We start from the raw sequence: 13,739 nt of genomic DNA, 5'->3' as shown, positions 1-13,739 counted from the left end.
TCTGCGTGCATCACGTCATGCTGCCCGGCATGAAGCACCGCACGCGCGGGTGGCCGTCGATATAGTGCTTCCACACCATGGTGCGGCCGATCTTGTTCGGCTCTGTGATGACGGCGCCGTCGGGCACGACGACCCACTCATCGTCGAGATGCACGCGGTAGTGGCCCTTGTCGGATTCCCAGTCGACGTCGGCGATGACATAGCCGTCGGCATCCGAACAGCACTGTCCGTATTCGCTGCGCAGGCTCTCGAACCAGGGTTTGAGGGGCGAATTGGCGTAACGCCCGTCGTCGCGCGCGAGCGCCGATGTGGCGAGCAGCGTCATCAGCCCCAGCAAGGTCGTCGCGCACAGTCTTGCAAGTCTCATATTGTCTTCCCGCGGATCCAGATCAGCGCCGCGGGGGACAGACAACGCCGCCCTGCCTCCCGCGCGACGGCGGCAGGCGTGGACATGGCGACTCGTTCCCCCAGCAGCTTTGCCGAAGCTATGCAAATCCAGCGCCAGCGCGCATTCCGGGGAACTACTGGTGGAAGGGATCGAGCTACACACTCAGTCGTCGTCGCCTGCGAAAGCGGGCGATCGAAAGCGTAGTTTTGTGGCCCTACTTCTTCGCCGCCGGCGCCATCATCGTCGCGCCGCCCTTCTTGGCGGGCGCGGGCGGCGGCTTGGTCGCGGCGGCCTGCGCGGGCAGATATTTGGCGATGATGGCGGGATCAACCTCGGCGATGCTGGCATCCGGCAGACGCTGCCAGGTCTCGTCCTTGCCGAACAGGGAGATGCCGAGATAGCCGCGCATGGTCAGCACCTGCCCGTCCGGGCTCACCGTCATCCTGGCCTTCCAGATGTTGCCGTCGCGCGGATTGACCACGTTACCGCCCTCATACTTCAAGCCGTCGCGCTTCATGTCGCGGATGAAGGAGAGCCCGAGCACCGGCTGGTTCTTCCGATCGTCGGTGCACTTCGTGCAGGCCTCGTTCGGATCGTCACCGTCACGCGGGAAGGTCTTTGCGATCACGCCTTCGAAGATGCCATTGTGGTCGATGAAGAGGAACCATCCCACCGGCTTGCCGTCTTCGACCTTCTGCCAGAGACCCGCGGCGGTTGGCTGCGGCGCTTGCGCGGCGGCCGGGCTTACCGCGCCGAGTGACAGCGCGAGCACCACGAGGGAGAGCAGCCGAAAGCCAGGAAACAAATTCCGCATTATGATCACCTTGCTAACCCAATGACCTTGCTAGCCAAGACTGGAATGGCCGCAGACTACGGCGATTTCGCGAACGGTTCCAGCACCAGAAGCATAGGGCGTCACCTCCCCGTTCCCGCCGCGGTCAGTTGACACCGAGCTTCTTTTGCAGGCTGGAGGACGAGGTCGTGTACTGGAACACGAGCCGCTTCTCCGGATAGACGTAGCGGTGGGCTTTTTGCGACATCAGCGCGCCCTCGTGGAAGCCACACAGGATCAGCTTGATCTTGCCCGGATAGGTGTTGATGTCGCCGATCGCGAAGATGCCTGGCACGTTGGTCTCGAACGCACTCGTCTCGACTGGCACCAGATTGTTCTCCAGCGCGATGCCCCAGTTCGCGACCGGACCGAGCTTCATGGTGAGCCCGAAGAACGGCAGCATGGTGTCGCAGGCAATTTCGCTGACATTGTTGTCGTTGCCCTTGACGGTGGCGCCGCTCAGCTGGCCGTCAGCGCCGGTGAGCCCGGTAACCTGGCCAAGCCGCAGATCCATCTTGCCGCCTGCCACCAGCGCGCGCATCTGCTCGACGCTGTGGGGCGCGGCACGAAAATCGTCGCGACGGTGCAGCAGTGTGATGCGCTTCGCCAGCGGATGCAGATTGAGCGTCCAGTCGAGCGCGGAATCTCCGCCGCCGACGATCAGCACGTTCTTGTCGCGGAACGTCTCCATCTTGCGCACGGCGTAGTGCACCGAGGTGCCTTCATAGGCCTCGATCCCAGGTACCGGCGGACGCTTGGGCTGGAACGAGCCGCCACCGGCCGCGATCACCACGACCTTGCATTCGAACACCTTGCCGGTGTCGGTGGTGCAGCGAAATGCGGGATCGCCGATCTTCTCCACGGTCTCGACCATTTCACCGAGATGGAAGGTCGGGTGGAACGGCTTGATCTGCTCCATCAGCGCCTCGGTGAGGCCTTGTCCCGAGACCTGCGGAATGCCGGGAATGTCGTAGATCGGCTTTTCCGGATAGAGCTCGGCGCACTGGCCGCCGACCTTGTCGAGGATGTCGACGAAATGCGCCTTCATGTCGAGAAGGCCAAGCTCGAAGGCGGCGAACAGGCCGCAAGGGCCGGCGCCAATAATCAGCACATCGGTTTTGATCACGTCGCTCATGTCGTCTCTTTATCGGTCTTATCGGTTGGACGGCGCCCGGCGGGCAGAAGTGACCATGTCTGTCTAGCCAACGGGGATGGATCAGGGAAGGCATAAAAGCGGGAGCGCCCCGCAGTCGCGCCCACTTGCGGGGTCAAAATAACTGGGCTGTAACGAGGAAGGATTTGACGGAGATCAATCGGTGAACGCACCAAGCCGCCTCGATACGACGCCGCGCCTGGAGGACTTCCCCTACCGCCTCAGCGACAATGTCCGCTTCGGCGATCTCGACCCCAACCAGCACGTCAACAACGCGGTCTACGCAACCTACTTCGAGACCGGCCGCGTCACGCTGATGAAGGATCCAAAGATCGGACTGACACCGCCGGGGCTCGCCTGGATCATGGTGCGGCTCGACATCCATTTCCGCGCCGAGCTGCACTGGCCGAACACGATCGAGCTCGGCCTTGGCGTGGTGAAGCTCGGGCGCACGTCGGTGACGTTCGAGCAGGTGGTGTTTTCGGAAGGACGATGCATCGCCTCGGCGATGTCGGTCGGCGTGATGCTCGACGAGGCGACGCGGCGACCCGCGCCGCTCACCGCGGAGATCGTCGAGAAGCTCAGACCCTGGCACAAGCGCGGCATCGGCGTCGCGCTGCCGGGCACGTAATACATCGAGCGAGGTTAGGCCTGACGCTCCGGCGTCGCCACCACGAGCCCGTCGAGCTCGTCGCTGACCTTGATCTGGCAGGACAGGCGCGAGTTCGGGCGCACGTCGAAGCCGAAGTCGAGCATGTCCTCTTCCATCGGCGTCGGGCTGCCGACCTTCTCGCGCCAGGCTTCGTCGACATAGACATGGCAGGTTGCGCAGGCGCAGGCGCCGCCGCATTCGGCCTCGATGCCGGGAATGCTGTTGCGGATGGCGGCTTCCATCACGGTCGCGCCGTTCTCGACGTCCACCGTGCGGGTTTCGCCCTTGTGATCGACAAAGTGAATTTTGGCCATGTGTTCTCGTGCTGCCGCGATCTTGGGGAAAAAGGAGGGTCCTGGCTGTCCTATAACGGGTCGATCAGGCCGGCGCTAGTGCACAGGCCGCCCGTGTTTGTGGGACGCCAAGCTAGTGCTTCAGGATCGCCTGGATGGCAGCACGGACCTCGGCCACAGCCTCCTTCAGCGCTGCGAGGGCATGGGGCCGGTTATGGCCGGTCCGGATCGCAGTCTCGAGGCTCGCGGCGGCGTCCGCGACCGCAAAGGCGCCGATCCCACGTGCCGAGCCTTTGAGCTTGTGGGCGAGCGAGCCGGTCTCGGCCGGCAGCGCCGTCATCGCCGCAAGCAGGCGGACCGCCTGTTCCGCGAACATCGCGAGCACTTCCTGTTCCAGCTCGACATCGCCGAGCGTCATGCGCGAGAGGTGGTCGAGATCGAGGGGGCTGTCGATGGGCGCAAGCGGGGGCGAGGGCATCCAATCCATCCGTTGCAAATCAGGCGTCATGGCGCAGGCCCCGGCATCGCACGGCGGTCCGCCGGTTCGGCGGTGCGGTTCGCCCCACCCAAGCATGGAAATGGTTAACGAAGTGTTTGGGGGGATTTACGCAATTCTGCCGGTTTATTGACGAAAAGTTGCCGCAATCGACCAAGTTCGGTGGAGAATTCCATTGAGGGCTAAGGCGTTACGCCGCGATCCTGTTAACGATGATTAAGATTGTCTTAATCGCAGGCATTTCATTCGCGACGCTCTGCCAATAGGATGTTGCGGAAATTAGCGGACAAGCCGTCCGGGTGGGGACGGCTCGGAGATCCGCGCAAGCGGCATATTCCGGTCTGTGGGCTTCGCGTGGCGCGCAGGGCTCGCGGGGGGACGCGTACAAGTAACGAGGGCTCGGACTGAACATGGCGAACACTCCGAAAAAGGTCAAAGACCCCACAGAAGTTGCGCTTTCTGCGATCCAGGAAGCCCTGAACATCAGCGACACCGCCGCGGATACCAGCCGCAACGCCGCGATGCGCGACGAAACGGGCTCCTCAATGGCGCCGCCGATGCCCCCCGCGTTCGACGAGCCTGCCTTCGAGCCGCGGCCCGCCGCCAACGAGCGCGCCACCGTGTTCGACCAGATCGAGGAACCGCGTTCCTCGCGCCGCGCCGCCAATGACGACCGCGCCACCATCGGCCAGCTGTTGCAGACGTTGCAGACAGGGCGTCCGACCCGCAACATCTACACCGGCGCGACCATCTTCACCGTGATCTGGCTCGCCGCCTGCGCCGCGCTGACGGTCGGCTTCCTGCCCTCGATCCAGGCCGCGATGGGCCAGAGCGGTGGCGTGCTCGCCATTGCCGGCCTCGTCACGATGTTCTTCGCGCCGATCATGCTGTTCTACTTCCTGGCGAGCCTGGTCTGGCGCGGCCAGCAGATGAGCGCGGTCGCGCAGGCGATGGCGCAGGTCGCGATCCGCTTCTCCGAGCCGGAAGGCTCCGCCTCCGACTCGATGGTCACCGTCGGCCAGGCCATCCGCCGCGAGGTCGCGGCGATGGGCGACGGCATCGAGCGCGCGATCGCGCGCGCCGGCGAGCTTGAGACGCTGGTCGCCAACGAGGTCGCCGCCCTTGAGCGCGCCTATTCCGACAACGAAGTCCGCATCCGCGCTTTGCTCCAGGACATCGCGCATCAGCGCGACAATCTGGTCGGCCAGGCCGAGCAGGTCCGCAGCGCCATCTCCGGCGTGCAGATCGATTTGCGCCACGACATCGCGCTGATCTCGGATGCGATCGCCTCGCGCGTCGACGAGGTCGCAAAATCCATCACCGGTGCGCTGGAAGAGCGCGGCGCCCACATCACCGGCGCACTGAGCCATGCCGGCGACAACATGATCCTGGCGCTCGGCGAGCGCGGCGGCGACCTGCTCGACCGCCTCGAGGAAGCCTCTGCCGAGACCACGCGCGCGGTGCTCGACGCCAGCGAGCGGCTGACCACCAGCCTCAACTTCAAGACCGGCCACGTCCACGACGAGTTCGTCGACCTCGCCGACCGCGTCCACGAGATGCTGAACGAGCGCATCGACCGCATCACCGGCGAGTTCGAGCAGCGTTCCGCCGCGATCGTCGACGGCATCTCCGAGCGCACCGAGCAGGTGCACGACAGCTTGAAGAATTCGTCGGACTCGCTCCTGCTCGAGCTCGAGCTGCGCTCCAACGACCTCTCCGCCAAGATCGACGACGCCGGCAACCGCCTCGCCGGCCAGATCATGACCTCCGGCGACAAGGCGAGCGAGGCGCTCGACGCCACCGTCAACACGCTGGTCGCCAAGGTCGTGAGCCAGACCGAGACCGCGCACGATTCGCTGTCGCTCCAGATGAGCGCCTTCGACGAGCTGGTGAAGAACCAGGGCTCCGAGCTGGTCGAGAAGTTCGCCCGCGATTCCGGCACGCTGGGCGCGCTGATCACCCGCCACATCTCCGAGTTCGACCGCACCGTGAAGACCTTCGGCGGCGAGATCGTCGAGCGCATGGGCCAGCGCACGCAGGACATCCATGAGTCGCTGAAGACCTATGTCGACAATTTCGACACCCGCTTCACCTCGAACGGCGGTGCGATCACGGCCGTGCTCGACCAGCGCCTGGTGCAATTCGAGACCACGATCGGCGAACGCGTCAATCACCTCGACTCCTCGCTGAACGACAAGATCAGCGGCCTCGACAGCACGATCGGAGGTCACATCAAGACCTTCGACGACCAGCTCGGCGGCCGCGTCGGCGCGCTTGAGCAGTCGTTCGATGCCCGTGCGAAGTCCGTGACCGAGACCATCGACGGCCGCCTCAACACGCTCGCGACCTCGTTGACCGACGGTGCAGCGCAGGCGATCCAGTCGATCGACTCCCGCCTCACCCACCTCACCTCGTCCCTGACCGACGGCGCCTCGCAGACGATCCAGGCCATCGACACGCGGCTGACCCACCTCACCTCGACGCTCACCGGCGGCGCGACCCAGGCGCTCGAATCCATCGACTCGCGCCTGACCTACCTGGCCACCACGGTGACAAACGGCGCCTCGCAGGCCGTGCAGTCGATCGACACCCGCCTCACCCTGCTGACCTCGACGCTCACGGACGGCACCGCTCAGGCGATCGATGCCGTCGACCGCCGCATCACCGGCGTCACCGAGATGATCGACGGCCGCAGCATGCACCTGACCGACACGGTCACGGCGCGCTTCCAGGACATCCACCAGGCCATCGAGACCAAGGTCGGTTCCGTCGCCAGCGACATCGACGTGCGCGTGGCGCAGTTCGAGGACCTGCTCGGCTCCCGCGTCGAGGCCGTCGCCGGCCGCATCGAGAGCAGCGGACGCCAGGCCAGCGACGACCTGATGTCCCGCGCCGAGATGATCTCCACCACGATCCGCTCGCATGTCGAGGACGCCGAGCGCTCGCTCACCAACCTCGTGGTCAACACCAGCGAGACCATCCAGACCGGCGCACGCACCGCCCAGCAGTCGCTGATGACCGTCTCCTCGGACGTCAACGCCCAGCTCAAGATGACCTCCGCCGAGGTCGAGCGTGCGCTGACCGCGGTCGGCACCGGTGCCGCCAACTCGATCCTCACCAGCGCTCGCGAGGCGCAGTCGACCCTGGTTTCGGCATCGGGCGACACCTCGAACCAGATCAAGGGGCTCGCGACCGACATCGAACGCACGCTGTCGGCGGCAGGCTCGGCCACCGCGGCCTCGATCCTGGCCGGCGCCCGCGAAGTGCAGACCACGCTCGTCACCGCCTCTTCGGACGCGGCCAACCACGTCAAGTCGCTCACCGCCGACGTGCAGCGCTCGCTGTCGATGGCCGGCACCACCACGGCGGAATCGATCACCGCCGGCGCCCGCGACGCGCAGGGCACGTTGATCGCGGCCTCGACCGAGACCGCCAACCAGATCAAGGCGCTGTCGTCCGACATCCAGCGTTCGCTGTCGATGGCCGGCACCTCGACCGCCGAGACCATCACGGCCGGCGCCCGCGAGGCCCAGAGCACGCTGGTCACCGCGTCCTCGGATGCGGCGAGCCAGGTCAAGTCGCTGGCGGCCGAAGTCCATCGCTCGCTGTCGCAGACCGGCCAGACCACGGCCGAGGCCATCACGGCCAGCGCCCGCGACGCCCACTCCACCCTGCTCGCGGTCTCCGCCGAGCAAACCAGCCAGGTCCGTTCGCTCGCGGCCGAGATGCAGCGCGCGCTGGCGACCGCCGGCGGCGCCACCATCGAGGCGCTCACCAGCGGCGTGCGCGAGGCCCAGGGCACGCTGATCACCGCATCGACCGATGCGGCGAGCCAGATCAAGTCGCTGACCACGGACATCGAGCGCACGCTGACCGCGGTCGGCGCCGACACCGCCTCGACCATCCTCAACAGCGCACGCGAGGCCCAGACCTCGCTGACCTCGACCTCGGCGGACACCGCAAGCCAGATCCGCACGATCTCGACCGAGATCGAGCGCGCGCTGAGCACGGCCACCTCGAACGCGACCAACGACATCCAGACCAGCGCGCTGAACGCCCAGAACGCGCTGATCTCCGCCTCCAACGAGGCGAGCTCGCGGGTCAAGTCGAGCTCGGCCGACGTCGAGCGCTCGGTGCTCGCCGCCTCGAGCAGCTTCGGCCAGGCCATGACCGGCAAGACCGACGAGATCGTCACCTATGTGCAGCAGCAGGCCGACCGTCTGTCGAACATGATCGACGCCAAGCGCGGCTCGCTCGTCGACGCGATCGGCTCGAAGACCAGCCAGCTCACGCTCGACATCGACCGCGTCACCTCGGACGCGCTGAAGTCGATCGAGACCCGCGGCCAGGCGTTCTCGCAGACCATGATGGGCAACGGCTCGGAAGTCGCCCGCACCATCAACGCGGCGAGCGAGATGGCCACCGGCGCGGTCGGCAGGTCGCTCAAGGATCTCGAGCAGGCCTCGCGCGCGGCGATCGACCAGTCGCGCCAGGTCTCGATCGCGGCCGTCACCGAGATGCAGGAGACCAGCAAGATCCTGCGCACCGATACGGTTGCCCTGTTCGAGCGTCTGCGCGAAGGCAACATCCTGCTCCAGGAGGTGCTGACCGGTGCGCACGACAACCTCAACTCGCTCGAGCGGGCGCTGGTGACGCGTGTCGCCGACTTCGTCTCGGCGATGAACGACGTCACCTCGCGCAACGGGGCTGCGACGCAGAACCTGGAAGACCAGCTCAACGTCTTCAACACCAAGACGACCAAGGCGCTGCTCGACCTCGGCGAGCTGTCGACCCAGTTCGACGCGCACGGCAAGGCGCTCGTCGATGCCGCCCAGGTCGTGGAGCAGAGCAACAAGAACACCACCGCTTCGCTGGCCGAACGCAAGCAGGCGCTGGAATCGCTCGTGACCACCATCGACCTGCGCACCGCCGATCTCGACCAGCGCCTGTCGCGCTTCACCGGGCTGCTCGATGAATCGCTGGCCGCCGCCGAAGAGCGTGCCCGCGACATCGCCCGCGTGGTCGCCGAGACCGCCGGCGCCGGTTCGGCCGCGATCACCCGTCAGTTCGAGGCGGTGCGGTCGGCGTCCGAAGAGGAGCACCGGCAGACCATCGATGCCATGCACGACATCTACCGCCAGACCACCGACGAGGCGGATGCGATGTTCAAGCAGTCAGCCGAGAAGTTCGGCAACCTCGTCGCCAGCATGAAGCAGATGGCGTTCGAGATGCACAACGAGCTCGAGGCCACCCGCAACGAGCTGCGCCGCGGCGTGCTCGAGATGCCGCAGGAGGCCGCCGAGAGCACCGCGCAGATGCGCAAGGTGATCGTCGACCAGATCGAGGCGCTCGCCGAGCTCAACCGCATCGTGGCCCAGCATGGCCGCGGCCTCGACGTCACGACGACGGGCCGCGCCACCGTGCAGCGCCAGGAAGAGCCGATGCTGGCGACCGTCGGCGGTCGCGGCACCGAGACGCGCATCCGCGAGAGCGCCAGCGCCTCGACCCTGCCGCCGCCGGACCTCGGCGTGCCCGCCTCGCGCCGCACTGAGGCGCCGCCGGTCGCACCGAGCGGCAACGACCAGGGCCGCGACGGCTGGCTGTCGGACCTGTTGAGCCGCACGGACGCCAACCAGGCGCCGCCGGCCGCACGTGAGGCTCCGCGTAGCCGCCAGGCTGCACCGGCGCCGCAGCCGCAGGCGCCGCAGGGTGGCGGCAATCCGCTGGAATCGCTGTCGCTCGACATCGGCCGGCTGATGGACCGCAACCTCGCCTCCGAGATGTGGGACCGCTACCAGCGCGGCGAGAACAAGGCCTTCACCAAGCGCCTGTACACGCCCGCCGGCCAGAAGGCCTTTGACGAGGTCGCCCGCAAGTATCGCGCCGACCGCAACTTCAAGGGCACGGTCGACCGCTATATCGGCGAGTTCGAGCGCCTGCTCGACGAAGTCGCCCGCGACGGCCGCGGCCCGCAGGAGCTGCGCAGCCACCTGACCTCGGAGACGGGCCTGGTGTACACGCTGCTCGCGCATGCGGCGGGTCGGCTGGGGTGAGCCGAAGCTCGCGAATGGGCGAGTAGCGAATAACGAATGAAAAACGGAGCCCTTGCGGGCTCCGTTTTGTTTGAGGGCGTCATTGCTGCGAGGAGAAATCGTAGCCCGCATGCAGCGCAGCGGAATGCGGGAGCCACGCAAAGAATCCCGGATTGCGCTGCGCTCCATCCGGGCTACGAATGCTCCCTCCGTCGTCATTGCGAGGAGCTCTTGCGACGAAGCAATCCAGACTGCCTCCTCGGAAACAGTCTGGATTGCTTCGCTGCGCTCGCAATGACGGAGGAGAGAGACGTGGACAGTAACGCTACTGCCGCTTGCGCTCGTTCGACGGCGCGGGCTTGGGCGGCTCGGCCGGTGGCGGCGCGGCGGCTGGCGCGCTGTTGCTGGCACCGAACAGCACGCGGGTCGGGTTGCGGTCAAAATTGTTCACGGCGCGGCTGATGTCGCCGAGGGTGCGGCGTCCGTAGGACAATGTCGTCAAGACCCAAGCAACACCTGTAGCAAATGAGTGGGCTGAAGCGCTGCTACCTCCATCAACCCCAGCGATAACCCTCCTCCTCTACAGAACTCGCCTAGAATAGCCCCGGCAACCCGTACTTCCAGACCAGGCCACCGGCGGTCCCCACGACAGCGACAACTGCGGCCCACCATGGCGGCGACTTCTGACGCGAAGCCCTCAACGTCAGCACGTACAGCACCATGCCACGCCAAGGGCCGTAGTTCTCGCTGAACTCTCCGTTCCGCTTCACGACCTCGATGAAGTTCGGATTCCTCAAGTCCTGGTCAGACACAGCCGACCTCCTGTTTGAACCGCGGCGCCTCTTTTACGTGACCTCACCGCAAGGCCGCTAAGCATTCATTAACCGGTCCTGACTTAACTATTCATTAACCAGTCAGGATTTCATGCGCGTTAATCTGCCGAACGAATCAGCCATTCCACTGATGCCACCGAAAGCCGTGCGTTTCCGCTAATTGCCCTAGATATCCCCCCATTTAGCATTCAAGAGATATTTGTTCCCTATATGTTCCGAGTCAGGCTCAGCCCCAGAGCGCGCTAATTTTTATCGCTCGACATCAGACCGACTGATGGACCGCAACCTCGCCACCGAGATGGGGACCGCAAATCAGCGCGGCGCGAGAACAAGGCCTTCTCCAAGTGCCTATACACGCCCACCGGCCAGAAGGCTTTGACGAGACCCGCCCAAGTACCGCAACGACCACAACTTCAAGGGCGCGTTCGATCGCTATGTCGGAGAGTTCGAGCCACTTCGCCTCGGAGACGGGTCTACACCCTGTTGGCCCACGCAGCGTGTCAGCGCACAAGCCGCCAATAGCAACGAATAAGAAAGCGAAAGCCCTCGGCCTCGACTAAATTAGGTTCCAATCTCATCAGGAATCACGGCGGGCACCAGAAATAATCTCTGGTACGAAGGCCGCTGGCCACATCAAACCAAGGTTCGCATCGAGCGGATCCTCGCTGACAATTCTTCCAGAATAGACCCCAACGAACCTTGTCGCGATTCCGGTCCCCATAGAGACATTACCGTTCTCCATCATGTGGACAGCCCAGGTCCTTCTAATTACTGGAGAGCCTGACATTCCCGGACGCGATGCGGTATCAATAAAGATATGAAGCTGTTGATCTGGGGAGAGCTGCGGTTCAGTTGCGATGCTTGCTCTTTTCCAGACAGGAAGACCTCCAGGACCGACACCGAACGGGTATCCCAGCACGAAAACATCCATCCCTATTTGGATTGTGAGGTCTTCGCGCTGCATGTGATTGATCGGATACATCTCTACGTCCGGAGGAGAGTCCAAAGGCAGAGCAACTACATCAATCTTGTTCCCGTGATTGGGGTGAATCCACCAAAGAGGGCCATTTTCACCGTCCCGAAGGGAGAGAACTTTGGCGATCTTGTTGCCGAGCGCACCTTTATGATTGAGCCAAACTCTTATCCGATTGGGCTCTGCGGCTGTTTTCGATAAGTGTCTTCCTGTATTCGGATCGCGGCCCGAAACATTATGCCAATTTGTGATCAAGAAGTATCTGTCGCCCTCTAGCCAGACAAATGCCGTCCCGAGGCTCAAATACGTTTCGTTAAAGAACATCTCGATGGGAATTGCCGCGACCGAATACTCGTCGATGGTGACCATCGGGGGACCTGTACGGTTGGAAGCTACTGCCGCTTGCGCTCGTTCGACGGTGCGGGCTTCGGCGGCTCGGCCGGAGGCGGCGCCGGCTGTGCGCTGCTGTTGCTGGCGCCGAACAGCACGCGGGTCGGGTTGCGGTCGAAATTGGTCACGGCGCGGCTGATGTCGCCCAGCGTACGGCGGCCGTCGGTCATCAGCGCGCCTGAGCGCTTGTCGAAATCCTCGGCCAGTTCGCGGATCGACTTCACCGTCAGGAACAGCTCGCCGCCGTCCTTGCCGCCGGCCAGCGTGTTGAGACCGAGCATCAGATTGTCGGCCTTGAGCATGACGCCGTCGACCTTGGCCATGATGACGTCGATCTTCTCGGAATTGCGGGCGAGCGAGTTGGTGAAGGTCTCGAGATTCTTCAGCGAGTTCTTCACCGATTCCTGATTGTCGGCGACGAGCTTGTTGATGTTCTGGAGCGTGCCGCGGATCGCCTCGGTGACGTCCTGGAGCTTGTTCGGATCGGCCGTCAGCGTCGGGATGCCGTCCTCGTCGAGCGGCGGCGGCGGAGCCGCCTCCTCGCCGCCCTTGAGCGAGATCGCGGCCACACCAGTGAGGCCCTGGAATTCGAGGCCGACCAGGGTGTCCTTGCGGATCGGGGCGTTGTTCTCGACCATGGCGAGTGCGACAACCCGCCGCGGGTTGTCGAGCTTCACTGAGACCACCTCACCCACCCGGATACCGTTGAAATTGACGCTGCCGCCGTTGCGCAGGCCCGCGGCCGGGCCCTCGAACACGACGCGGAGGGGGCTGCGCTGCTTGGTGGTGTGCAGCGACTGGAACCACAGCACGAAGCCGATCGCGGCCGCGATCACCGCCAGCGTGAAGGATCCGATCAGTACGTAATTCGCCCGCGTTTCCATCAGGTGCTCCGGCTACTCAACCCAGCTACTCAACCCATGACCGCGCGGGCGCGCTTGCCATGGAAATACTGCCTCAGCCAGGGATGCTGCGAGGCCTGCATGTCGGCCATTGACCCTGCCGCAATGATCTTACCGTTCCCTAAAACGGCAATGCGGTCACAGGCTGTGTAAAGGCTGTCGAGATCGTGGGTTACCATGAAAACGGTCAGTCCCAAAGTGCGCTGGAGGGTCCGGACCAGCTCGTCGAAATCGCCGGCGCCGATCGGATCGAGGCCCGAGGTGGGCTCGTCCAGGAAAACGAGGTCCGGATCGAGCGACAATGCGCGGGCCAGCGCGACGCGCTTGATCATGCCGCCGGACAGTTCTGAGGGAAAACGCTCGGCCACTTCGGGCTTCAGCCCGACCATGGTGAGCTTCGCCATCGTGATCTCGTCCATCAGCCGCTGCGAGACGCGCAGATATTCACGCATCGGAAACTGGATGTTCTGCCGCACCGTCAGCGAGGAGAACAGCGCACCCTGCTGGAACAGCACGCCCCAGCGTCGCTCGACATTGCGGCGCTGCGATGTGCTAGAGGAATCGAGATCGACGCCGAACACCTCGATCTGGCCCGCGACCTTCGGCACCAGGCCGATGATGGTGCGCGTCAGCACCGACTTGCCCGCGCCGGAGGGGCCGACGAAGCCGAGAATCTCGCCGCGCTTAACGTCGAGGTTGAGCCCGTCGAGCACGCGCGTCGCGCCGAACTGCACAGTGATGTCGCGGACGCGGATGATGGGGTTTTGAATCTCGCTTTGAGCTTCTCTTGCCATC

General features: G+C 64.6%; 11 protein-coding genes and 1 pseudogene. 2 read left to right on the top strand and 10 right to left on the bottom strand.

Annotated features, from left to right (window positions below; genetic code table 11):
• Positions 1 to 10 precede the first annotated feature (10 nt).
• The 3 genes from IC761_RS12275 to IC761_RS12265 form a co-directional block, all read right to left on the bottom strand.
• Positions 11 to 367, bottom strand: a complete 357-nt coding sequence (locus tag IC761_RS12275) for a hypothetical protein (protein WP_195803496.1) — start codon at positions 365 to 367, stop codon at positions 11 to 13.
• A 235-nt stretch (positions 368 to 602) separates the two neighbouring features.
• Entirely contained in the window at positions 603 to 1,202 is a 600-nt protein-coding gene (locus IC761_RS12270) for a DUF2147 domain-containing protein (protein WP_195803495.1), read from the bottom strand.
• Between the two features lie 124 nt (positions 1,203 to 1,326).
• Positions 1,327 to 2,355: an NAD(P)/FAD-dependent oxidoreductase gene (locus tag IC761_RS12265; RefSeq protein ID WP_195803494.1), complete on the bottom strand. Its 1,029-nt coding sequence runs from the start codon at positions 2,353 to 2,355 to the stop codon at positions 1,327 to 1,329.
• Between the two features lie 181 nt (positions 2,356 to 2,536).
• On the opposite strand from IC761_RS12265, the gene IC761_RS12260 reads away from it, so the two are divergent.
• Positions 2,537 to 3,004 carry an acyl-CoA thioesterase gene (locus tag IC761_RS12260; RefSeq protein WP_195803493.1) on the top strand — a complete coding sequence of 156 codons (468 nt, stop codon included), beginning with the start codon at positions 2,537 to 2,539 and terminating at the stop codon, positions 3,002 to 3,004.
• Between the two features lie 14 nt (positions 3,005 to 3,018).
• On the opposite strand, the gene IC761_RS12255 is transcribed toward IC761_RS12260, so the two are convergent.
• The gene (locus IC761_RS12255) at positions 3,019 to 3,339 is read right to left on the bottom strand and encodes a 2Fe-2S iron-sulfur cluster-binding protein (protein WP_045008721.1); all 321 of its coding nucleotides are present in this window, start codon (positions 3,337 to 3,339) and stop codon (positions 3,019 to 3,021) included.
• 112 nt (positions 3,340 to 3,451) lie between these two features.
• Positions 3,452 to 3,796, bottom strand: a complete 345-nt coding sequence (locus tag IC761_RS12250; RefSeq protein WP_246791504.1) for an Hpt domain-containing protein — start codon at positions 3,794 to 3,796, stop codon at positions 3,452 to 3,454.
• Between the two features lie 428 nt (positions 3,797 to 4,224).
• Between IC761_RS12250 and IC761_RS12245 the strand changes: the two genes are divergently transcribed.
• Positions 4,225 to 9,867 (top strand): apolipoprotein A-IV repeat region-like domain-containing protein, encoded by a 5,643-nt coding sequence (locus IC761_RS12245; protein ID WP_195803491.1) that lies wholly within the window; start codon positions 4,225 to 4,227, stop codon positions 9,865 to 9,867.
• 304 nt (positions 9,868 to 10,171) lie between these two features.
• On the opposite strand, the pseudogene IC761_RS12240 reads toward IC761_RS12245, so the two are convergent.
• From IC761_RS12240 to IC761_RS12220, 5 genes and pseudogenes are all read right to left on the bottom strand, one after another.
• Positions 10,172 to 10,330: pseudogene (locus tag IC761_RS12240) on the bottom strand (MlaD family protein); the annotation flags it as partial.
• A gap of 109 nt (positions 10,331 to 10,439) precedes the next feature.
• A complete protein-coding gene (locus tag IC761_RS12235) occupies positions 10,440 to 10,658 on the bottom strand; it encodes a hypothetical protein (protein WP_195803490.1) in 219 nt (72 codons plus the stop codon).
• A 598-nt stretch (positions 10,659 to 11,256) separates the two neighbouring features.
• A complete protein-coding gene (locus IC761_RS12230; RefSeq protein ID WP_195803489.1) occupies positions 11,257 to 12,021 on the bottom strand; it encodes a S1 family peptidase in 765 nt (254 codons plus the stop codon).
• A 23-nt stretch (positions 12,022 to 12,044) separates the two neighbouring features.
• Complete coding sequence (locus IC761_RS12225; protein ID WP_195803488.1) at positions 12,045 to 12,926, bottom strand: MlaD family protein; 882 nt, start codon at positions 12,924 to 12,926, stop codon at positions 12,045 to 12,047.
• Between the two features lie 29 nt (positions 12,927 to 12,955).
• A complete protein-coding gene (locus tag IC761_RS12220) occupies positions 12,956 to 13,738 on the bottom strand; it encodes an ABC transporter ATP-binding protein (RefSeq protein ID WP_195803487.1) in 783 nt (260 codons plus the stop codon).
• Position 13,739 lies beyond the last annotated feature (1 nt).

It is taken from the genome of Bradyrhizobium commune, from assembly GCF_015624505.1.
Taxonomy (GTDB): domain Bacteria; phylum Pseudomonadota; class Alphaproteobacteria; order Rhizobiales; family Xanthobacteraceae; genus Bradyrhizobium; species Bradyrhizobium commune.
Note: the sequence above shows the minus strand (reverse complement) of the source record. Positions and strands in the feature narration are given on the sequence as shown.

Excerpts from the sequence above, each read along its gene's own strand:
- IC761_RS12270 (WP_195803495.1), bottom strand. The coding sequence starts at position 1,202 with ATGCGGAATTTGTTTCCTGGCTTTCGGCTGCTCTCCCTCGTGGTGCTC.
- IC761_RS12225 (WP_195803488.1), bottom strand. The coding sequence starts at position 12,926 with ATGGAAACGCGGGCGAATTACGTACTGATCGGATCCTTCACGCTGGCG.
- IC761_RS12245 (WP_195803491.1), top strand. The coding sequence starts at position 4,225 with ATGGCGAACACTCCGAAAAAGGTCAAAGACCCCACAGAAGTTGCGCTT.
- IC761_RS12275 (WP_195803496.1), bottom strand. The coding sequence starts at position 367 with ATGAGACTTGCAAGACTGTGCGCGACGACCTTGCTGGGGCTGATGACG.
- IC761_RS12220 (WP_195803487.1), bottom strand. The coding sequence starts at position 13,738 with ATGGCAAGAGAAGCTCAAAGCGAGATTCAAAACCCCATCATCCGCGTC.
- IC761_RS12265 (WP_195803494.1), bottom strand. The coding sequence starts at position 2,355 with ATGAGCGACGTGATCAAAACCGATGTGCTGATTATTGGCGCCGGCCCT.
- IC761_RS12230 (WP_195803489.1), bottom strand. The coding sequence starts at position 12,021 with ATGGTCACCATCGACGAGTATTCGGTCGCGGCAATTCCCATCGAGATG.
- IC761_RS12250 (WP_246791504.1), bottom strand. The coding sequence starts at position 3,796 with ATGCCCTCGCCCCCGCTTGCGCCCATCGACAGCCCCCTCGATCTCGAC.
- IC761_RS12255 (WP_045008721.1), bottom strand. The coding sequence starts at position 3,339 with ATGGCCAAAATTCACTTTGTCGATCACAAGGGCGAAACCCGCACGGTG.